This window comes from Amycolatopsis sp. NPDC033938 (assembly GCF_055575975.1).
Genome location: NZ_JBVIRO010000004.1, coordinates 172,283 through 193,166, shown reverse-complemented (window position 1 = coordinate 193,166; position 20,884 = coordinate 172,283). Strand labels below are relative to the sequence as shown.

Genomic DNA, 20,884 nt, shown 5'->3' with positions numbered 1-20,884 from the left:
CCGGCCGTGCGTACTAACCCCCACCCGGTTTGCTCCCCGGGTTGTTTCCGGTTGTTTGTTTGTGGCTTGTGGTTTAAAACCCCGAATCGCCACTCACGACCAACCCGACCCACGCGGCACCGGCACGCGCCCGCCGTGTCACCCACAAGGGTCATGTACTGACCGCCCGGTGCAGCTGGGCCGAAAGCCGGTTCGCCAACCGGCGGGGCGCGGCTTACAGTCCCTTCATGCCCGGTACACGCTGGAGCCGCTTGCTGCCTACAGCGCTGCTGGTCACGCTCGCCTTGACGGCGATCTCCGTCTGGTCGACCTCGGACGACATCGAGGCCGAACTGTCCGCGCGCGCGAAGAACGCGCTCGCCGACGTCGGTGTCTCCGGCGGTCAGGTGAGCTTCTCCGGTCGCGACGCGAACCTCAGCGGCTTCCCGCCGGACAAGGCCGCGCAGGCGATGGACGCCATCCAGCGGATCGACGGGGTCCGCACGGTCGAGATCTCCGGCGACACGGCCCCGCCCGGTCCGGTGACGACGAGCGGTGAGCCGTCGAGCCCGCCGCCCTCGCCGCCGAGCTCACCGCCCAGCCCGGCCACGACGTCGGTCAAGCCGACCGACAAGGCCGGTTTCCAGGCCGAGATCGACCGCCTGCTGACGGCCACGCCGATCACGTTCGAACCCGACACCACCGAACTGACCGTGGACGGCGAGCGCGGCGCGCTGGAGATCGCGAAGCTGCTCACGGACGCTCCGCGCGAACTGCGGTTCCGGATCACCGGACAGGTGGCGACCGGTTCGGACAAGAAGCTGTCCCTGAACCGGGCGAAGACGGTGGAACGGCTGCTGGAGCGCAACGGGGTCAAACGCGATCAGGCCTACTCCACCGAACGCAAGAACTCCGACGGTGCGAGTGGCGAGGGCCGCCGCGTCGACATCACGGTCGAACAGCGGACACAGAGGTGATGGCTGATGCTCTGGCTATTCGGGCAGATCTGGCTCTGGCTGCTCATCTCCTTCGCCCTCGGCTGCGGCGTCACCTGGCTGATGACGCGTGGCGACCGGCGAGAGCACACGGCTCCCGCGACGGCGGCCGCCGAGCCGGAACGGCCCACTCCGGCCTACGCCGAACCTGACCCCGTGCCCGTCCCGCTGGCGGCCGAGCAGACGCAGTTCATCCCGCCCGCGCGGATCCATGACGACGACGAGCCGTACGACCAGGAGACGGAAGGCCACCGCGAGGGCCAGCTCACCCCGGAACCGGTGCGCCCGGCTCAGGTCTACCACCCGGAGGAGCCGGAACCGGCAGGCCGGAACGGCGGCCACGGCCACGAACCCGAGCCGGTCTGGCCCAGTGACGAGGACTGGCCGCCCGGCGGCCGCACCCCCGAGTACCGGCCGGGGCAGGGCGGCTGACACCCGCCTGGTAAATTCGGCTACGCACTGTGAGCGTGACGCCGGGTACATTTCGTCGATCGGGAGCCCCGGCACACGAAGGAGGCTCCGATTTGGCGCTCCCCTATTGGACGCCGCACAACCTGCTGCCTCCGGGCCGCCATCCGGCCGATCTCGCCGATGTCTATGAGCGGCTGGTCTTCGACGCACCGCATCAGAACGACCGCGAAATCCTGTTCAGCGCGCTGAACAGTTATCTGGGTGTCGCCCGGCGGATCATGCCGACCGGCCGCGCGTGGATCGGCGGCGATCTCACCGCCAGGACCCCGCACGCGCCGCAGGGACTCGACGTGGTGCTGATCCCCGACGAATGGGGCGCGCTCAAACGGCTCGACGACGCCGGACGCTCGGCGCTGTACGGGCTGCTGACGCTGCGCGGGGTCATCGTCGGCCAGCCGGCCATGTACCTCGACCAGGTCCAGCCCGTCGGCGGCATGCTCGACGGCTTCCTCTGCCGCCCCGGCGACGAGGAGATCTGGGAGGAAGTATGGGCTTCAGGTGGCAGGGGAATTCCGGAAGTGATCTGGTGAGGAACGAATTCCGGCGTATCGCCGACGAGATCCCCGGCGGCACCTGGCTCGACGACCTCGCCCGCGCGTCGGCGATGGCCGCGTACGCGAAGTTCGAGCGGACGGCCCGTTCGCCGCTGCTTCGCGTGTCCGTGATCGGCGAGTCGCATCTCGACGCGTACACCTTCTCCGACATCAGCCGCGCGCTTCAGGACGCGACGGCGAAGATCGGGCACATCATCCGGAACCCGTCGGGCGAGGTGACCATCGTCCAGCCCGCGGACCGGGAAAAGGCGCCGTTGATCCAGCGCGGCCAGGCGGGCAACGCGATCTTCTTCGGCTTCCCCGAACCGGCGCTCGACGACGCGCTCATCCACGACGGACTCGAGTCGCTGTCCGAACGCGCGGTCAAGGAACTGTGCGATTTCCTGCCAGCCAACGGTTCCGACGACGGCGCGCTGGACGCGGTGCTGCTGCAGCGCGACACCGTCCGCAACGCGGTCAGCGACATCGTCAACGCGGTCAGCAAGCACGCCGGGATCGGTATGGCGCTGACCCCGACAGCCGGTGAAGAACTGACCCGCAGTATGACCACCGAGCAGGCCAGGATCCTGTCCGGGAGCCTGCGTGAGTCGCGGGAGGCCGTCGGCTACGAGACGGTCAGCGGCAGGCTGGACGGCGTCCGTACCCGGCGCCGGATCTTCTATCTCGAACGCGAATCGGGCGGCACGATCCAGGGCGCGGTCGCGCCGGATCTGCTCGACGAGATCAAGGAGAACCTGGACCGGCCGGTGACCGCGCGGCTGCGCGTCGTGCGCACCACGACCATCGACGGCCGCCGCGGCCGCCCGGTGCACGAACTGCTCGAGATCACCCCCGAAGTCAACCTGTTCGATCAGTGATCGGGTTTCCGACATTCGGCGATGCCACAATACTCGTCAGAAAATATCGATAATCGCTTGATCATCGTTGAATGATGACTTTTTCCAGCAGGTAACAATTTCGGCCATTGCCCCGAACGATGGGTTAACGTCTTCGGACGGAAGCCTCCGAAAGGGCATGTATGCCGACCGATCCACCACTCCCGCACCCACCGGCCACCCGCTACGGCCCGGGGTTCGCCACGCACGGGACCCGGCACCGAAAGCCCAAGAACGGCCTGGTCATCGCCGGTTTCCTGGTCGGCCTCGCCGCGCTCGGGGTCGCCTTCGTCCCGGTCGCCGGGCTCGCCGCATGGCCGCTCGCCGTGATCGGGGTGACTCTTTCCGTGATCGGTTTGATCAAAATCAAGAAGGGCGAAGCAGACAAGAAGGGAATGGGTATAGCGGGACTCGCGCTTTCCATCGCGGGTTTGCTGGCCGCGAGCGGGTTACTGGTCTACACCAACTTCTTCGCTACTGGTGAGTCGGGACTGCACGTCCCCGCTGTCGCCGGTGACAAGAACCGCGTCGAGTTCGTCGTGAGCGCCTCCGGCGGGGCGACCGTCCGGTACGGCTCGCTCCACGACCAGCGGAGCGAAACGACCCCTGCCAGCACCGACGAATGGCGTGGCACGGCGTCCTTCAATTCGGGCGATTATCTGCTCACCGTCACCGCGGACACCCGGAACTCGTCGGTCAGCAACCAGATCGCCTGCTCGATCCTGGTCAACGGCCGGAAGGTGGCGGAGAACAAGGGGCAGACCATCGCGCTCTGCACCGCGAACGCCGGCTGACGCGCCGCCTGGCGGCCGGCCGGTATCGCCCCCACCTCCACCGGCCGGACCGCCACGAGCCGCTCCTGGCGGCTCTTCAGACGGATCCGGAATCCGGATCCGCCCGGGCGCCGATCCCTGTCGCGTGCCCCTCCCCTAGGGCTCGACCGGCGCCGAACCGGACCCTACGCGCGCGAGTACCGAGGCCACTAAGAATCCGCTAAGGATCACTCACCGGCCATCGCCGAGATCCGCGATTTCCATCCGGACCATGGCGGCGAGCTTGGGATTGGCGTCGGAAAGGATCTTCAGCGCGAGCGCGAATTGCTCGCGGGCACCGTCCACATCCGACCCGGCCCGCAGCACCCTGCCCAGGGTCAGCCGCAGCACGCCCTCCTGGAGGACGAAACGTCTGCTGATGGTCAGGTCCACTGCCTCCCAGACGTATCGCTCGGCGGCGGCGAGTTCACCGATCTTCATGCTCAATTCGGCGAGGTTGTTCAACGAGACGACGACGTAGCTTTCGTCGCCGAGTGTCCGGTCGATCTCCAGCGAAGCGACCTGATGGCCGATCGCCTCGATGAACCGCCCCGCCCGCTTTTCGGCCTCCGCGCAATTGTTGAGCGCCTGCCCGCGCAGTTCGAGATCGCCGGTCCGGGCGGTCTCCTCGACCGCCTGCCGCAAGGTCGCGATGGCCTCGTCGTGGCGGCCCAGCAGGGTCAGCGCGGAGCCGAGGTGGATGTTCGCCGAGATCATCAACCGGTTGTCGCCGATCGCGCTCGCGAGTTCCAGTGCGCGTTCGGCGTCGGCGAGACAGCCCTGCGGCAGTTCGAAGGTGAGCGCGATGGCGCACCGCGAGATCAGCATCCAGCAGCGGCCGAGGACGTCGCCGGAGCGCTCGGCGGCCGCGAGGCCGATCTCGACCAGCCGCGTCCATTCGTCGAGCAGCGGATACACCGCACGATAGGTGTGCGCGACCCTCGCCAGCCGCCACACGTCACCATGGCGACCGGCGGCGCCGGCGGCTTCGAGGACCTCGACGAGGTTGCCCCATTCGGCGGCGAACCAGTCCTGCGCCTCGTCGAAGGTGTCGATCGGCGGCATCTGCGCGTCGCTGAGTACGCCGGTGAAGTCGAGTGGGTCGACGATCCGCAGCATCCTGCGCCGGGCCCGGTCGGCGACGGCCTGGTAATACCGCACCGATCGCGAAAGCACCTCGTCCCGGTCGGCCTCGTCGAGTTCGTTCTCCGCCAGTTCACGGAGGAACAAGCGGACGAGGTCGTGCGAGGCGAAGGCGTCGCGACCGGTTTCGGTGAGCAGGTTGTGCGCGGCGAGCACCCGCAGATGCCGCCGCGCCTCGGCGACGGTGATCCCGCGGATCGCGGCCGTCAGATGGGAGCCTGCCGAAAGGCACTGGACGACGCCGAGCCGCAGGAACGTGTGCGCGACATCGGCGGGCAGCCCGCGGAACGAAACGTCGAAGGCCGCGCGGACCCCGTCGTCCGGGCCCTCGACGTCGAGCGCGGCGAGTCTGGTCCGTTCGTTGCCGAGTTCGTCGACGAGGTCCTGCGCGGACCACTGCGCGCTGGCGGCGAGCCGGGCGCCCGCGATCCGCAGCGCGAGCGGGAGATAGCCGCAGAGCCGGGCGAGCGCGTGGTTGAGATCGAATCCGGCCGGCCCGGCGAGTTCCTCGATCAGCCGGACGGCGTCGCCGGGGGCGAGCGTGCCGAGGACGCGCAGTTTGGCGGCGTTGGACACGGCGAGCCCGTCGAGTCTGGAGCGGCTGGTCACCAGCGTCATCGAGCGCGATCCCGGCGGCAGCAGCGGCCGCACCTGCTCGGCGGAGCGGGCGTTGTCGAGAAGCACCAGCATCCGGCGCCCGGCGATCATCGAGCGGTAGAGGGCGATGCGTTCGTGGACCTGATCGGGGATGCCCTCGGCCGGGACGCCGAGCCCGAGCAGGAACTGGGTGAGCAGTTCGGCGGGCTCCAGCGGCGGGTGGTGCGGGTCGAAACCCCGCAGCGAGGCGAAGAGGATGCCGTCGGGGAAGCGGCGGGCGGCGCGATGGGCCCACCACACCACCAGGCTGCTCTTGCCGATCCCGGCGGTCCCGCTGACCACGCCGACGGCCGTCTCGCCTGCTTCGGCGCGGTCGGCGAGCTCGTCGAGCCAGGCGAGGTCGGCCTCGCGGCCGGCGAGATTCGGCACGGCAGGCGGCAACTGCTGCGCCGGCGTCGCGGCCTGTTCGGCCTTCGGTTCCGCGACGACCTTGACCGGCAGGTCGTCGTTGAGCACCCGTTCGTGCAGCCAGCGCAGGTCCGCGCCCGGTTCGACGCCGAGGGTGCGCAGGGTCGCGCGCGAGACCGTGCGGTACAGCTCGAGCGCGTCACCGCGGCGCCCCGCGTGGTACAGGGCGCGCATCAGCTGTCCGGCCGTGCGCTCGGCGAGCGGCTTGGCCCGGACCAGCGGGCTGAGTTCGACGATCAGCTCCGCGTGCCTGCCGAGTTCGAGATCCGCGTCGACCCTGGCGCCGTGGACGGCGAGCCGCAGATCCTCCAGTTCGGGCGCGCGGACCGAACCCGGAACCCCGGCGAGTGCGGGCCCCTGCCACAGAGCGAGGGCCTCGGCGAGCAGTTCGGACGCCTTTTCCGGCTCCTCGGTGGACGCCCGGTCCAGCAACGAGCGGGCGCGATGGACGTCGATCCGGTCGGGGTCGACGGTGAGCTGGTAGCCGGGCGGAGCGGTGAGGATCTGGGCGCCGCGCGGATCGTCGCCCTGGATGTCGCGGAGCACCCGCCGCAGGTGGGAGACGTTGCCGTGGACGATCGTGCGGGCGGTGGCAGGCGGGTCGTGCCCCCACAGCGCGTCGATGATCTCGTCGAGCGCGACGACCTTGTTGACCTTCAAAGCCAGCAGCGCGAGAAGACCTCGGACACCGGGCCCGCCCACGGGAACCGGCCGGTCGCCGTCGAGAAGCCGCACGGGACCGAGAAGCTGGAAGCGGGCAGGGGAACCGCTTTCGCCCATGACAAGCCCCCCTCCCCCGATCTCTCCCCTTACCGGAGTAGCCAACCTACCGCGCGAAGACGCCGTCAACCAGAAAAGCCTCGTGAGTGGTGATGACGGTTAGAACCGTGATTACCACTCACGAGATCAAAAAGGCTCCGCGCCCATCAGTCCCGATCTGATGGGCACGGAGCCGGGGGATGTCCGATTTGGGCCGCCTGGGGGCGCGACCCACACCGGACATCGGCGTCCACGTCCGTCCGGGTGGGCTCACCCCGAGCGAAGAACCCGTTCGGTCGTCGACAACACCTACGTGAGCAAGCCCACTGGCCCGCTCACGTGGCGACAACGTAACAGGGCGCACACCAAGAGCTACAGGCGCCCCGTCATGGCCTTCGCTACCTGCGGTTTTGTCAGCGCGTCAGCGGAGTCGAGTCGCGGCCGGCGATGAACGCGGGACGCGGCTCGATCGCGGCGAACGGTTCCCGCAGCGCGTTCTCGACGCTGTTGAACACCACGAAGATGTTCGACCGCGGGTACGGCGTGATGTTGTTCGCCGAACCGTGCATGACATTCGAATCGAACCAGAGCGCCGAACCGGCCTGCCCGGTGAATTGATCGATTCCGTATTCCGCGGCGAGTTTGGTGATGTCTTCCTCACTGGGAACACCGACCCGCTGCTCTTTCAGTGAACTCTTGTAATTGTCCTCGGGGGTTTCCCCGGCGCATTGGACGAAGGTCCGCTGCGATCCCGGCATCACCATCAGCCCGCCGTTGAACGGGTAGTTGTCGGTGAGCGCGATGGAGCAGCTGACCGCGCGAGGGGCGGGCATGCCGTCCTCGGCGTGCCAGGTCTCGAAGTCCGAGTGCCAGTAGAACCCGGTGCCCTTGAACCCGGGCATGTAGTTCACGCGGCTCTGGTGGATGTAGACCTCGGAGCCGAGGATCTGCCGGGCCCGGTCGAGCACGCGGGGGTCGCGGACGAGTTCCGCGATCAGCTCGCTGGTCTCGTGGACGTCGAAGATGGAGCGGACCTCACCGGTCTTGGCCTCGGTGATGACGCGCTCGTCGTCGCGGTGGTCCCCCGACGACATGCGGACGAGTTCCTGCCAGTACGTCTGGACCTCGCCAGGCGACAACAGCTGGTCGACGACGGTGTAGCCGCGGGCCTCGTGGTTGGCGAGGGTGGCCCCGTCGAGGGGGCCATCGGCTTCCGTCCCCCAGACGGTGGGGTGCGTCCGGGGCAGGTGTTCGGGCTTACCCGTGATGCGGGTCGGGTAACTGTCGTCGACTCGGGTGTCGGTCAGCGTCAAAGCGGTCGCCTCCTCGAGCGATTTCAGGATTCGGTTACGAGCGGGTACACGCCGTTTTCGTCGTGGACCTCACGGCCGGTGATGGGCGGGTTGAACACGCAGACGCACTTGATCTCGGTCTTCGGCCGGACCTGGTGCTTGTCGTGGTCGTTCAGCAGGTACAACGTGCCCGGCTTCAGCTGGAACACCTCGCCGGTCGCGGTGTTTTCGAGCTCGCCTTCACCGGAGGTGATGAAGACCGCTTCGATGTGGTTCGCGTACCAGAAGTCGTTGACCGTCCCGGCGTAGAGCGTGGTCTCGTGCACCGAGAAGCCGACGCCCTCCTTGGCCAGCACGATGCGCTTGCTGCGCCAGTTCGGGGTCTTGATGTCGGCGTCGGTGTCGGTGACCTCGTCGAGTGTTCTGACAAGCAACGGAGAACTCCTTCTTTCTTCCTGGTGAGGACGGTCAGTTCAGGACGGTGGCGATGGCCTCGTCGATGATCGACAGGCCCTTCGTGAGCTCGTCGTCGGTCAGGGTCAGCGGCGGCAGCAGCTTCATGACCTCGCCGTCGGGACCGGAGGTCTCCATCAGCAGCCCGCGCTCGAAGGCGGCGGCGCAGACCTTGCCCGCGAGGTCGCCGTTGGCGAACTCGAGGCCCCTGGCCAGACCGCGGCCCTTCGCGAGCAGGTTCGCGTCCGGGTACGCCTCGACGATGCCTTCGAAGGCGGAGGCGATGCGCTCACCCTTGGCCTTGGTCGACTTCTCCAGCTCGTCGTCGCTCCAGTAGACGCGCAGCGCCTCGGTCGCGGTGACGAACGCCGGGCTGATGCCGCGGAAGGTGCCGTTGTGCTCGCCCGGCTCCCAGACGTCGAGGTCGGGGCGGATCAGCGTCAGCGCCATCGGGATGCCGTAGCCGCCGATGGACTTCGACAGGCAGACGATGTCGGGTTTGATGCCCGCGTCCTCGAAGCTGAAGAACGGGCCGGTACGGCCGCAGCCCATCTGGACGTCGTCGAGGATCAGCAGGATGCCGTGCTTCTTGCACAGGTCGTCCAGCGCCTTGAGCCACTCGATGCGCGCGGCGTTGATACCGCCCTCGCCCTGCACGCCTTCGACGATCACGGCGGCGGGCTCGTTCAGGCCACTGCCGGAGTCGCCCAGCAGCTTCTCGAAGTAGAGGAAGTCCGGGATGGAGCCGTCGAAGTAGTTGTCGTACGGCATCGGGGTGGCGTGCACCAGCGGGACACCCGCGCCGCCGCGCTTCATCGAGTTACCGGTCACCGAGAGGGCGCCCAGCGTCATCCCGTGGAAGGCGTTGGTGAAGTTGATGACGGCTTCCTTGCCGGTCACCTTGCGCGCGAGCTTCAGCGCGGCCTCGACCGCGTTCGCGCCACCGGGGCCGGGGAAGACGACCTTGTAGTCCAGATCGCGCGGCGCGAGGATCTTCTCCTTGAACGTCTGGAGGAAGTCCCGCTTGGCCACGGTGAACATGTCGAGCGCGTGCGTGACGCCGTCACGGGCGATGTAGTCGATCAGCGCGCGCTTGAGGGCGGGGTTGTTGTGCCCGTAGTTCAGCGCGCCGGCCCCGGCGAAGAAGTCGAGGTAGGCCTTGCCGTCTTCGTCGTACAGGTAGCTCCCCTGTGCCCTGTCGAACACCACGGGCCAGCCACGGCTGTAACTGCGTACTTCGGATTCGAGTTCCTCGAAAATGCTCATCACGTTTTCTTTCTCCCTGGGATCCCCGGTTTTACGTCCTAGTGACTGCTGAGCGGACCGATTCGATACAGATCCTCTTGCTCATGCGTTCCGTCCTCGGCCGGGAAATCGTTCGCGGAGAACAGATCCCGGCGTTCCAAGGTGGCGTTCCAGCGCTTGGCGAACGAGGCGAACAACCGGATCGAAGCCTCGTTGTCCGGAGTGATCGTGGTCTCGAGGTACCGCACGCCCTGGGCGACCAGACGGCTGAACAGCTCGTCGAGCAGTGCCCCGGCCAGCCCTTTTCCGCGCTGAGACGCGTCGACAGCGACCTGCCAGACGAAGCCGGTGTCCTGCTTCCGATAGCCGAGTACGAAGCCGACCGGGCTCCCGTCGACCTTGGCGACCACCGAGGTGTCCGCGAAATCATGACACCACAGCAAATAGGCGTACGACGAGTTGAGATCGAGCTTCTTCGAATCGCGGGCGATTCTCCAGAGCTCGGCACCGTCGGCCTTGGTCGGGGATTCGATCAAGTGCTTTCCGGACATGTCCAAGAAACGTACCGGAGGATTCGGGCGCGGTCAGATCAAGCGGTGAGCGGCAGCGCGGCTACCTGCAACAACCCCGAAACACACGTGACAAAGGTAACGGTAACGTTTGAAGCGCAGCACTTGTGGGTAAGGCCGCTTCGATGCGGTCTCACTGCACGTGACGATACCAACCGTTACCACGTCGTCGCAGGGTCAGGGCGCGATTCGCCGCCCGAATACGCTATTTACGCCGCCGTCTGCGACCGGCGATCGAACCGAGCGGCGTCCAAACGGCGGGCAGCAGGAGCAGCAGGCAGACGACCAGCCACCAGACCGGCGCCTCACCTCGCCGCCAGCCCGCGACGACGTCGCCGAGCCAGCCGAAGAGCGGGTCGCGGACCGGCGGCAGGAACGCGGCGAACAGCAACGCGGCTCCCGCCAGCACACCCAGCACCGTGAGCACCATCCGCCACGTCTTGCGCAGCGTCATCAGGCTGACCACCAGGAACACGATGGCGCCCGCGGCAACCGGGACCCCGACCCACTGCAGCACCGGGCCGCCCTGTCCGCCGATGACGAATCCGGCCAGCACGGTGATCAGCGCGGCCAGCACGTTCCACGGGGACGGCAGGGTGGCAGCGCCGCGCGTGATCCACCAGGCGCTGCGTCCGGCGGCCTGTGCGAAGGTCGCGGCGGGCTGGACCGATTTCGGCACCCTCGTCGCCCCCGCCGCCGCGTTGATCCCGGCGGCACCCGCCTTGACCAGCGTCTTCGTCAGCAGCATCGTCCCGCGTTCGTGCTCGAACCGCTCGGCCGAGACCTGACACGCCTGGAACGCGCGCTGCGTCTGCTCGTCGGTCTCCGGTTCGTTTTCGATCAGTCGCCGGAACCGTTCCGACGGCTTCCCGTTGCCCTTGGCCGTTTTCGCGTCGTGTCCACAGTGGAGGCCGACGCAGGGCAGTTCTTCGCGCGCGATTTCCAGCTGCCGCGCCCTGGCGAGCACCATCGCCGTCACGGGCATGCTGATCGGCAAGGTGGTTTCCCCTTGCACGTCACCGAGTTCGCCGTCGAGGCCGAGGAAAGCGAGTTCGGCGGCCAGTTGCGCGCGCAAGACTTCCGCTTCCTCCTGGGACAGCCCGTCCTCGGTACCCGGCTGCCGCCAGCCGATCTTCCGGAACGCGTCCCGCACCTGGGCACGGAAGGCCTCCGGCCCGACGACGTCGCGCAGCAGCCGCAGGCGTTTCGGATCGAGCAGGCACTGGATCAGCCAGCCCGCGCCGTCGACACGGCCCCACATCCAGTCGTTGGCCCGCCACGACGCCTTGTAGAACGCGCCGAAGTAGTCGGCCTGCATCCCGGTGAGCTTGTCCCAGGAGCGGCGCCGTTTCATGTCCATGAGCGTCCGTGAATCCGCGCTCACCTGGACGAGATCGACGCGTTGGTCGACCGACGGGGCCTGCGCGAGCAGCCCACGGGTCGCGATGTGCAGCCGCACCAGGCGGGAGGTGACGATCGGATCCCCGGCACTCTTGTCGTCCGAGGTGAGCCCGGTCCACGCCAGCAGCGTGCCGACCGTGTCGGCGGCCTCGGTATCCGGTTTCGCTTCGGCCAGCGGCAAAAGGATCGGCGTCGCCTGCCGGAGCGCGGCGACCACCATCGGCCATGCCTCCTTCAGCGTGTCCGAACGGCCGAGTGCGGCCCATTCCTTGGCGAGTCCCTCGATCCAGGCGGCCAACGTGACGTCGGCCGATGGCGGCTCCTGATCGGCGACCCAGCTCGCGAGGCGCATGCCCCGCGCGGCGCGGTGGCGTGCCTCGTGCAGCAGCACCCGGCAGCGGTTGAGCTGCAGCGCCTGATCCGGCGTGGGATCGAGCCGGAAACCCGCGTTCACCAGCTGGATACCGGTGGCCACCGAATCATCCAGCGCGGTGGTACGGAAGGCGACCAGATCCTCCAGTTCGCAAGTGTCCTTCGGCGGTTCGGCCGGCAGGCCGTCGCGCAATCCCGACGCCGCGGCCGCGCGCAGCTGCGCCGCCATCCCGGACGCCCACTGCCGGGCCGGATCCTCCACATCGGACAGTGAAAGCCTGCGGGTCGCCTCCCGGACCAGCGCGGTGGCGTCCTCCTGGACCCGCCGGTCGCGGTAGTCGTTCATCAGCCGCGGGTCGACCAGCTTCTCGGGGCCGCCCCGAACCCCCATCGAGGCAAGGGAAACGCGGGTCCCCCTGGTCCGGACGACGGCGTCGTTGTGCCTGGTCAGGTCTTCGAGCTCGGCGCTGATCGTCTGGCTCAGCACGGTGCCGACGACCTTGCTCATCGCACTGCCCAGCAGTGGCGGCCGTTCCGGATCGACCTCGACACGTTCGGCTTCGCGTTCCGCCGTCGGCACCACGTAGAGCAGCAGCCGCCGGACGTCCGAATGCGACTGCCGTTCGAAGATCTCCCGCAACGCCGGACGCAACGGTTTGTTCAGCAGCACACCGCCGTCGGTCAGCCAATGCGACCGCGTGACGTCGGTGTAGCGGCTCATGTCCGGATGCAGCGGGCCGGTCTTCTCGCCGATCGGCATCCGGGCGAGTTCGAACGCGCCGGGAAACGAGGCGGTGGAACGCGCCGCGAGCGCGAGCGGGCCAACGACGTCGTCCGTCCATAAAGGACCATCGAACCGGAAGAGCAGGCGATGTTCGGTGTCCCGCACAAGGTTTCCCAGCGCGTCGTCGAACCTGGTCGTCTCGCCGTCGATCATCGTGCCGGTGAGCAGCACGGTGATGTCGGGGCAGTCGGGTTTCACCGTCGCCTTGTCGGTGATCCGGTGCAGCGCTTCCTTGAGATCCCCCAGGAGCACGCGATCGCCGTTCAGCAACGACCGCGGCTCCTTCTCGCCGGGATCGCGGATCAGGTTGTCGAGCGATCCCGTGCTGATCCACGTGTCACGCAACACCTCCGGACTCGACCGGAACGCCTCGGCCAGCCCGAGGCACGCCGCGTTGATGCCGCCGGCACTCGTGCCGGTGAGCACGTCGAGCGAAACGGTGGCGTTGAGCAGATCGAGCAGCGTCCGGTACGGACTCGTCGATTCCGGCGTTCTCGACGCCCGCAGCAGATGCGAGGTCTCGGTGGCGACCCCGCCCATCCAGACCGCGAGGCTCGCCCCGCCCACCATGGTCATCGCCAGCCGGATCTCCTGCGGCCACGGACTCCCCGCGTCGGCCATATGCGCCCTCCCCAAGGCTTTGTGCAGGGGGCACTCTAGACCGGACGGACGAGCCGGTGTACCGCCGTTGGTGCCGAAATTCGTTCGCCCATAAGGGCAGCGCGTCAATCGACGGTGAGGACGATCTTGCCGAACTGCCGGTTCGACTCCAGGTACCGGTGCGCCTCCACGACGTCGTCGAGCCGGAACGTGCGATCGACCCGGGACTGGAACGAACCCGCCCGGACACCGGCGCGCACGAAGGCGTCGGCGCGGCGAAGTCGTTCGGGGTTCAAGGTGATGCCGAAGGCGTTGAACATCCGCATGGTCGGCGCGAACCACAGCGGGAACGGCGTCTCCTTGGTGTCGAGTGCGCCGTAGACGACGATCGCCCCTCCTTCCGCGGTGGCTTCGGAAAGCTTGCGCACCCCTTCACCCGCGATCGCGTCGAAGACCAGTTCGGCACCGCGGCCGCCGGTGTAGGCCTTCGTACGTTCGACGATGTCCTCTTCGGTCGTGACGATCACGTGCGCCGCACCGGCTTTCAGCAGCCGTTCCTTCTTGGCGGGTGTGCGGGTGGTCGCGATCGTGGTGGCGCCGATGTGGTTCGCGACCTCGATCGCCGCCAGGGCCGTCCCGCTGGAGGCCGCCGTGATCAGCACGGTGTCGCCGGCGCGGACCTTGCCTTCGTCGATGATCGCGCCGTAGCCGGTGAGCAGCGACCCCCACATCGCGACGGCGTCCACCGCGCCGAGCCCCTCCGGCCGGTGCAGCGTGGCGGCGGCCGGGACGATCGCCTGCTCGCCGTAGACGCCGTACTCCTTCTGGGAGAAGCCGGCGATCGTGGTGACCCGGTCACCCGGTTCGAAGCCGGTCACGTCCGGGCCGACCGCGTCCACGACCCCGGAGGACGAGTAGCCGAGGCCCGCCGGGAACTTCTCGGCGCGCTCGAAGTAGTAGCCGCCGCGGAACATCGCTTCGGCGCGGTTCAGGCCGATCGCCTCGATGGAGATCCGCACTTCGCCAGGTCCCGGCTCGCCGATCTCGACGTCCACGACCTCCAGCACCTCGGGCCCGCCCTCGGCGCGGAAACGTACTGCCTTGCTCATGTCATCCCCTTGGAGAGTTCGTTACGACTTGTAACGGGGGACATCGTCTGTCACGATCGAACCCGCTGGAAGACGGCACTTTTGTGTGACGACGGAACAAGCCTGTTACGAACGAGGTCAGCGCGATGAGCGAAGTCGAAGATTTTTCCGGCGAGGAGCCCTGCTCGCTGCGCGAGGTGCTCGGACTCGTCGGCGACAAGTGGACGATGCAGATCCTCGTCCGGCTCACCGACGGCCCGCGGCGATTCAGCGAACTCGAACACGGCATCGAGGGGATCAGCCGCCGGATGCTCGCGCTGACGTTGCGGAACCTGGAACGCAACGGATTGGTGACGCGCACCGTCTACGCGGAGGTCCCCCCGCGCGTCGAGTACGACATCACGCCGCACGCCGCCGAACTCGACGCGCCACTGCACGCGCTCTCGGCGTGGGCGGCCAAGCACCGGGCGATCGTGGGCGAGGCGCGGCGGGCCTACGACGCCACTAAGGCCTCGTAAGCCCCACGCATTTCGTCCTCTCAATGCATTACCGCGCCGGGAGGACGTCTTGAGACTGGGAAGGGCCGGTGCGAGGAGGCTTCACGCACCTCAGCCGGGCGAACTCGACCTTCACAATCTTTCCCAGTCGCGAAGGCGCCTACGCGCCCTACGCGTCTTGTAAGTTGCCGCTCTGCGCAGTTTTCTCGGCCGCTGCTTGCTTCCTTATAGTCTGAATATGCGATAGCACACCTGTTCGAACACGGGTATTGTTGGGGTCGTGGCCAGCGAAAACAGTTCCCAGGTGGTGCGCTCCGAGTGGTGGCGCGCCGATACTGCGACGCTGCACGCCCGCAAACAGGAAATCGAAGTCTTGAAACGGCAGTTGGAAGCGGAGCAGTACGCGATCCTCGCGGAAATCAATTCCCGCGGTATCCGCGGCTGCTCCGGCCATTCCACATTGGCGGCGATGATTTTCGAGGACTTTCAGGTCACGGACGCGGAAGCCGGGGCCCGTGCCGACCGGGTCTTGGCGTTGCATCCGGGGCCGTCTATCGGTGGAGATCCTGAGCCGCCGCTGGCGCCGTTGACCGCGGAAGCCGCCGCGGAGGGCGCGATCGGCGGCAGCCAGATCGACGCGATCATCCGCACTCTCGCCCGGATTCCGTCCACGGTGTCGGAGGAGGCGGTGCGGGGTGGGGAGAAGATCCTCGTCGACTTGGCCCGGTGTGCTGGTCCTCGGCAGATCGCCCGCGCCGGACGACGCCTGCTGGACAAGCTGGATCCCGACGGCAAAGAACCCCGCAACGAAGACCCCAAAGACACCCGGCCGGAGTTACGGTTCGTCAAACACCGCGACGGCACCCTCGGGCTCAAGGCCCGGCTGGATCTCGAGACGTATGCGCGGTTGAAGTCCGACCTCGACCCGATGGCCAAACCACACAAAGCCATCGACGGGGTCCGGGACTCCCGCACCCACGACGAACGCTACGGGGACGCCTTCACCGACTACGTGCGGCTCAAGACCACCAGCCGGAACCTGCCTGGGCAGGCGGGCGAGGCCACGCACATCCTCGTCACCATGTCCTACGACGACCTGATCAACGACCTTGGTGAGGCGCATCTGGATCTGGTCGGGCCGATCAGCGCCACCGACGCCCGCATCCTGGCCTGTGATGCCCGCGTCCGGCCCGGCGTTCTGGGCACCGCGGGCGAACCCCTCGACATCGGCCGGTCGAAACGGACGGTGTCGCTGGCCCAGAAGTACGCGTTGACCCTCCGCGACGGGGGCTGCGCCTTCCCGGGCTGCGACATGCCCGTACCCCGCTGCACCGCGCACCACATCGTTTTCTGGCGGCACCACGGCGAAACGAAGATCGACAATCTCGTGCTCCTCTGCACCAAGCACCACCGGCTGATCCACCACAGCGAATGGAAAGTCCAGATCGCCCAAGACGGACTCCCCGAATTCACCCCTCCTGCTTATCTCGACCCCACCGGAACTCCGAGACGCAACACCATGCACCTCAGGACATAGACCGACACAATGAGCCTTTTTCATCCTGGTGATGGGGTAGGTGTGTCGGCGCTGTGAACGTGGCGAAGCTCCTGGTAGGTCGGTTGTCGACTCAGAGCCTGTCTTGGAACTTGGTCAGGTGGTCCTGGCTCGCGTTTTTCGGCGGGTCAGGCGCCTGGTCATCATAGTGATCATGGCGTTGTTGACGAATGCTGCGGAGTGGTCGGTGAGGCGTTCGTAGTCGCGGACGTTGCGGCGTGCTTGGGTGATCCAGGAGAAGGTACGTTCGACGACCCAGCGGCCGGGGCAGGATGATGAAGGTGGTCTGCCCGAGGATCTTCTTCACGATGTCGAAGGTCAGACGCAGCGTGTCTTTGGCCCAGTCGGCGAGTGCTTTGCTGGTGTAGCCGCCGTCGGCCCAGACCCAGGTGGTGCCGCGGTAGGCGGTGTGCAGCGCCGAGAGCAGGTCTCGGGCGGCGGCGCGGTCTTGCACGCTGGCCGCGGTGATCAGGACTACCAGCAGCAGTCCTTGGGTGTCGGTGGCGATATGGCGTTTGCGGCCGTCGATCTTCTTTCCGCCGTCGTACCCTCGGCTGGGTTTGCCGACGGTTTCGGCGGCCTTGATGCCGTTGTCGGTGACATACCGCAACGCGTCCACGATCGCGCGGCGGTGATGTTTCTCCGGACGGCCACCCGACGGGCCCTCACACGCGGGCCGGGGCAGCAACGGCTCGAACAACGCCCACTCGGCATCGGTAGTGCCCGAGGGATAGCGGCGGGTACGACAGCCCACTGACGTGGGCCGATCGGTGATCGAGTACAAAGGGAGACCGGGCCTCTGCTGGGAATGATCTTGATGTGGTGTCTAGATCACTAGCAGAGGCCCGCCCCATACCCACAACCGGCATCAAAGACAGGCTCTAAGAGCTTCGTCGCCCTCAAACACTGGGCATTGAGAGGACGAAACGCGGGAGGGGCGGGGGGTCAGGCGGCGAAGTGTTCCAGGAGGAGCACCTGGGCCTCACCGACTGCGAAGCCGAGGACGGCGCCGGTCGCGATCAGGATCCATTCGTCCTGCTGGAACGCCGGTCGCAGCAAGCCTTCGAACTCGCGCGGTGACAGCTCCTTCATCTTGGTCACCAGCACGTTCCGGATGTCCATCGCGTCGTTCGCGTAGTCCTCGATGTACCGCATGGTCTCCGGCAGCTTGTCCATGATCTTCTCGGCGATGTTCAGCTTCATGTCCTGATATCGCCTACTGCCGACGGCGAACACCACCAGCGGTTTCCCGACCCCGACGCGGCGGCCGAGCTGCGCGTCGAGCTGACGCTGGATCAGCCCGAGCACCCGATCCGACAGCGGCCCGTGCAGCACCGCCTCGATGACGTTGTGCGGGGTGATGATCTCCTTCGCGATCAGCGCGCCGTACGCCTCCGCGACCTCGCCGCGCCGCTTCAGGAACAGGCCCTGCCAGCGCACGCCGAAGTACCGGCGCTCTTCGAGCGGGTAGAAGATCATCCGCAGCGCGAGCCAGTCGGTGAACCAGCCGGTGAAGAGGCCGAACAGCGGCATGATCAGCGGGAATTTGAACAGCACCCACGCGACCATCTGGATCACGCCGATCAGCCCGCCGAAGAAGATGCCGGAGCGGGCGATGAACTTGAACTCCTTGTCGCCCGCCTCCTGGAAGATCCGGTTCAGCAGCCGTTTGTCCTTGACCAGTGCGGTGACCACCATGCCCTTGAGGTCGAACACACTGTCCACATCGGACTTGATCAGCTCCAGCACGGCGGCGACCATCTTCGGCGTCTCGGCCTGGACGCGCTGGATCACCAGCCGCTGCACCCGCACGGGCAGCGATTCCCACAGCCCCGGCTGATAGTGGGCGGCGACGTCGCGCACGATGTCCTCGACGGCCGCCTGCAGTGGTTTTTCGATCTCCTTGGCGATGCGCTGGGGATCGAGCCTGGCGACGACCTCCGCCGGTTTGATCAGCTGCTCGGTCATCGTGTCGCAGGCGATGCTCGCCATCCGCGCGGCGCGTTTGGGCACGATGCCCTGCCAGCCGAGGAACGGTTTGATCCCGATGAACTCGACCGGCTGGAACATCATCCGGATCGCGACGAGTTTGGTGGTGTACCCGATCAAGGCGGCGACGATCGGGATGGAGACGTAGATCGGCCAATGCTGGGCGAAGTCGGCGAGGATCCCCTCGAAGAACGCACCCATGCCGGGGTCAGCCCGCGCTCGGGTCGCAGGCCTGCCAGAACTGGGCGCCGAGCCGGGAAATATGCACCGTGCGCTTGACGAACTTGGCCCGTTTGACCGACTTCTCCGCCTCGCGGACGGTCTCGTCGGTCAGCAGGATCTCGTACTGCGTGTCGAGTGAGGGCACCTCTTCGTCCAGCTCGACCAGGCCGAGCCCGATCAGCCGGGTGAGATAACCGGGCACCTGATCGGGCAGGGACACCCCGGCGGCCTTGCCGACGGTGGAGGCGTTGCGCAGCACGAACCGTCCGGCACCGCCGAGGTTGGTCCGCTCGGCGACGTCGACGGCGGGGAACGGCGAGCCGTCGGAAAGGGCGGAAAGGATGCGGGCCTCGTCCGGCGTCAATTGGCGCAGGATGATGGCGTAGAGGTACTCGCGGGCGCGTTCGCGGCCGAAGCCGATCGAGTGGTTGAGCAGTTCCGCCATCGCCGCGCGGAGCGGTTCGAGGTGGGCGCGAGTGTGCACGAGGGTGATGGTCGCTTCGACCGGGCGGGAGCCGTCGGCGTCGGGCCGGTTCATCGCGGACGCGGCGGTGAGCGCCGCGTGATACGGGTCGTCGACCTCGTCGAGACGGCGCCGCAGCTCCGAAAGCAGCTGCCGCTCGCCCTGTTTGATGACCTGCTCGGCGATGTCGACACCAGGGAGTTTGCGGGTGTACTCGATGCCCGTTCGGGCGGCCCAGCCCGCCAGCCGTCCCGCGCGTTTGGCGAAAGCGGCCAGGTCGTCACCGGCGGGTCGATCGTTGCTCACGGGCACTCCCCTCGCGTTCGCGCTGATGCTACCTGCGAGTAGGCCGAATGGCCGAAATTGTGATCGACGCGGGTGTTTGGATGGTCCGTATGAGCTTCACTCGCTGGGGACCACCCATCGACGTCCTCCCGCTGTTCGCGCGGGAGGAGCAGGCCCTGCTCGACGTGCTGACCGGACTCGACGCGGAGCAGTGGGCCGCGCCGACGGTCTGCACGGGCTGGACGGTGCACGATCTCGCCGCCCACATCCTGGGCGACAAGCTCGGCAGGCTCTCCCGTGATCGCGACGACTACCGGACGACGGCGCCCCGCGAAGGCGAGCCCTTCGGGCGGTTCCTCGACCGGATCAACGACGAATGGGTGGTCGCGTGCCGTCGGCTGTCGCCCGAAGTGCTCTTTTCCATGCTCGTGGACAGCACCTCGCAGATCGCCGAGATGTGGGGCCGCGCCGACCTCGACGCCCTCGGCGAGCCGGTGAGCTGGGCCGGGCACGAACCGGCGCCGGTCTGGCTCGACGTCGCCCGCGAGTACACCGAGTTCTGGGTGCACCAGCAGCAGATCCGCGAGGCCGTGGGCGCGCGGACGCTCGACGAGCGCGAGTTCCGCGGGCCGGTGGTCGACACCTTCATGCGGGCACTGCCGCACACCCTGCGTGACGTCGACGCACGGCCGGGCAGGCAGGTCGTCTACACCGTCGCCGGCCAGGGCGGCGGGAAGTGGACGGCCCAGCGGACCGCCGAGGGCTGGGAGATCGACCGCGTCTCCCCGACCTCACGCTCGCCGCTGGCCTCGGTGACGACGGACGCGGACACCTTCTGGCGGCTGTGCACCCGGAACCCCGCGGACCTGGACCGGGTCACCGCCAAGGGGGACGAAAACGTTTGCGGCCTCGTGCTGGGGATGACGTCGATCGTCGTGAGCTGAAAGGGCCCATCGCCGCATAAGACGCGGTGAAGGACGCTTTCCTCGCATCGCATGCGGGGAAAGCGTCCTTCAGCTCAGCTCAGCTCAGCTCAGCGTTGCAGGTGCCGGGACTTCTTGGCCTGCTTGCGCAACTGCAGGATCCGGGCGCCGCCGACGAGCGCGACCAGCGCGCCGCCGGCGATCACGGAGAACAGCATCGCGACGGCCAGCGGCATGCTCCCGGACATACCGAGGAAGTGCACCGTCGCGGTGTCCTGGTTCTGCAGGATGAACACGAGCAGGAACACCAGCACGACCAGCGCCACGATGACGGCGATCCAGGTCCCGCTCACGCGCGTGCGTTTGAGCTTCGGGACGGCGTCGAACTTACCGCTGTGGCGTGCGCCGCCAGCGGTTTCGGGCGGCGTGACGGGCTCGACCGGAACCTCGGCGGCACCCTCGTGCGGCTGCGTCATGCAGGACAGTGTCCGCC

General features: G+C 67.5%; 19 protein-coding genes. 8 read left to right on the top strand and 11 right to left on the bottom strand.

What is annotated here, in order from left to right; genetic code table 11:
* Window positions 1-227 precede the first annotated feature (227 nt).
* The 5 genes from ACZ5ZX_RS13725 (at window position 228) to ACZ5ZX_RS13705 (ending at window position 3,668) form a co-directional block, all read left to right on the top strand.
* The gene (locus ACZ5ZX_RS13725; RefSeq protein WP_465502329.1) at window positions 228-956 is read left to right on the top strand and encodes an OmpA family protein; all 729 of its coding nucleotides are present in this window, start codon (window positions 228-230) and stop codon (window positions 954-956) included.
* Window positions 957-962: 6 nt separating this feature from the next.
* The gene (locus tag ACZ5ZX_RS13720) at window positions 963-1,406 is read left to right on the top strand and encodes a hypothetical protein (RefSeq protein WP_465502328.1); all 444 of its coding nucleotides are present in this window, start codon (window positions 963-965) and stop codon (window positions 1,404-1,406) included.
* 92 nt (window positions 1,407-1,498) lie between these two features.
* A complete protein-coding gene (locus ACZ5ZX_RS13715; protein ID WP_061985089.1) occupies window positions 1,499-1,975 on the top strand; it encodes a DUF6932 family protein in 477 nt (158 codons plus the stop codon).
* Window positions 1,972-2,856 (top strand): hypothetical protein, encoded by an 885-nt coding sequence (locus ACZ5ZX_RS13710; RefSeq protein WP_143104888.1) that lies wholly within the window; start codon window positions 1,972-1,974, stop codon window positions 2,854-2,856. Before ACZ5ZX_RS13715 ends, ACZ5ZX_RS13710 begins: the two co-directional genes overlap by 4 nt.
* 161 nt (window positions 2,857-3,017) lie before the next feature.
* The gene (locus ACZ5ZX_RS13705; RefSeq protein WP_465502327.1) at window positions 3,018-3,668 is read left to right on the top strand and encodes a DUF4190 domain-containing protein; all 651 of its coding nucleotides are present in this window, start codon (window positions 3,018-3,020) and stop codon (window positions 3,666-3,668) included.
* Between the two features lie 210 nt (window positions 3,669-3,878).
* Here the strand turns inward: ACZ5ZX_RS13705 and ACZ5ZX_RS13700 are convergent, their stop codons facing one another.
* From ACZ5ZX_RS13700 to ACZ5ZX_RS13670, 7 genes are all read right to left on the bottom strand, one after another.
* Window positions 3,879-6,674 (bottom strand): AfsR/SARP family transcriptional regulator, encoded by a 2,796-nt coding sequence (locus ACZ5ZX_RS13700; RefSeq protein WP_465502326.1) that lies wholly within the window; start codon window positions 6,672-6,674, stop codon window positions 3,879-3,881.
* 392 nt (window positions 6,675-7,066) lie between these two features.
* Window positions 7,067-7,966, bottom strand: a complete 900-nt coding sequence (gene thpD, locus ACZ5ZX_RS13695) for an ectoine hydroxylase (protein WP_465502325.1) — start codon at window positions 7,964-7,966, stop codon at window positions 7,067-7,069.
* Between the two features lie 23 nt (window positions 7,967-7,989).
* Window positions 7,990-8,379: an ectoine synthase gene (locus ACZ5ZX_RS13690; RefSeq protein WP_465502324.1), complete on the bottom strand. Its 390-nt coding sequence runs from the start codon at window positions 8,377-8,379 to the stop codon at window positions 7,990-7,992.
* 34 nt (window positions 8,380-8,413) lie between these two features.
* The gene (ectB, locus tag ACZ5ZX_RS13685; protein ID WP_465502323.1) at window positions 8,414-9,664 is read right to left on the bottom strand and encodes a diaminobutyrate--2-oxoglutarate transaminase; all 1,251 of its coding nucleotides are present in this window, start codon (window positions 9,662-9,664) and stop codon (window positions 8,414-8,416) included.
* 38 nt (window positions 9,665-9,702) lie between these two features.
* On the bottom strand, window positions 9,703-10,194 hold the full coding sequence (gene ectA / locus ACZ5ZX_RS13680) for a diaminobutyrate acetyltransferase (protein ID WP_465502322.1): 492 nt from the start codon (window positions 10,192-10,194) through the stop codon (window positions 9,703-9,705).
* Between the two features lie 223 nt (window positions 10,195-10,417).
* Window positions 10,418-13,390, bottom strand: coding sequence for a patatin-like protein (locus tag ACZ5ZX_RS13675; protein WP_465502321.1), 2,973 nt, complete (start codon window positions 13,388-13,390; stop codon window positions 10,418-10,420).
* Between the two features lie 104 nt (window positions 13,391-13,494).
* The gene (locus tag ACZ5ZX_RS13670; RefSeq protein ID WP_465502320.1) at window positions 13,495-14,478 is read right to left on the bottom strand and encodes a zinc-dependent alcohol dehydrogenase family protein; all 984 of its coding nucleotides are present in this window, start codon (window positions 14,476-14,478) and stop codon (window positions 13,495-13,497) included.
* Between the two features lie 125 nt (window positions 14,479-14,603).
* Here ACZ5ZX_RS13670 and ACZ5ZX_RS13665 point away from each other — a divergent pair, with 125 nt between their 5' ends.
* Window positions 14,604-14,975 carry a winged helix-turn-helix transcriptional regulator gene (locus tag ACZ5ZX_RS13665; RefSeq protein ID WP_465502319.1) on the top strand — a complete coding sequence of 124 codons (372 nt, stop codon included), beginning with the start codon at window positions 14,604-14,606 and terminating at the stop codon, window positions 14,973-14,975.
* Between the two features lie 259 nt (window positions 14,976-15,234).
* On the top strand, window positions 15,235-16,491 hold the full coding sequence (locus ACZ5ZX_RS13660) for an HNH endonuclease signature motif containing protein (RefSeq protein ID WP_465502318.1): 1,257 nt from the start codon (window positions 15,235-15,237) through the stop codon (window positions 16,489-16,491).
* A gap of 91 nt (window positions 16,492-16,582) precedes the next feature.
* Here the strand turns inward: ACZ5ZX_RS13660 and ACZ5ZX_RS13655 are convergent, their stop codons facing one another.
* The 3 genes from ACZ5ZX_RS13655 to ACZ5ZX_RS13645 form a co-directional block, all read right to left on the bottom strand.
* On the bottom strand, window positions 16,583-17,263 hold the full coding sequence (locus ACZ5ZX_RS13655) for a transposase (RefSeq protein ID WP_465502724.1): 681 nt from the start codon (window positions 17,261-17,263) through the stop codon (window positions 16,583-16,585).
* A 191-nt stretch (window positions 17,264-17,454) separates the two neighbouring features.
* Window positions 17,455-18,699, bottom strand: coding sequence for a DUF445 domain-containing protein (locus ACZ5ZX_RS13650; protein WP_465502317.1), 1,245 nt, complete (start codon window positions 18,697-18,699; stop codon window positions 17,455-17,457).
* Window positions 18,700-18,706: 7 nt separating this feature from the next.
* The gene (locus ACZ5ZX_RS13645) at window positions 18,707-19,489 is read right to left on the bottom strand and encodes an Abi-alpha family protein (protein WP_465502316.1); all 783 of its coding nucleotides are present in this window, start codon (window positions 19,487-19,489) and stop codon (window positions 18,707-18,709) included.
* A gap of 80 nt (window positions 19,490-19,569) precedes the next feature.
* On the opposite strand from ACZ5ZX_RS13645, the gene ACZ5ZX_RS13640 reads away from it, so the two are divergent.
* The gene (locus tag ACZ5ZX_RS13640; RefSeq protein ID WP_465502723.1) at window positions 19,570-20,412 is read left to right on the top strand and encodes a maleylpyruvate isomerase family mycothiol-dependent enzyme; all 843 of its coding nucleotides are present in this window, start codon (window positions 19,570-19,572) and stop codon (window positions 20,410-20,412) included.
* A gap of 89 nt (window positions 20,413-20,501) precedes the next feature.
* On the opposite strand, the gene ACZ5ZX_RS13635 is transcribed toward ACZ5ZX_RS13640, so the two are convergent.
* The gene (locus ACZ5ZX_RS13635; RefSeq protein WP_465502315.1) at window positions 20,502-20,867 is read right to left on the bottom strand and encodes a LapA family protein; all 366 of its coding nucleotides are present in this window, start codon (window positions 20,865-20,867) and stop codon (window positions 20,502-20,504) included.
* Between the last annotated feature and the right edge of the window lie 17 nt (window positions 20,868-20,884).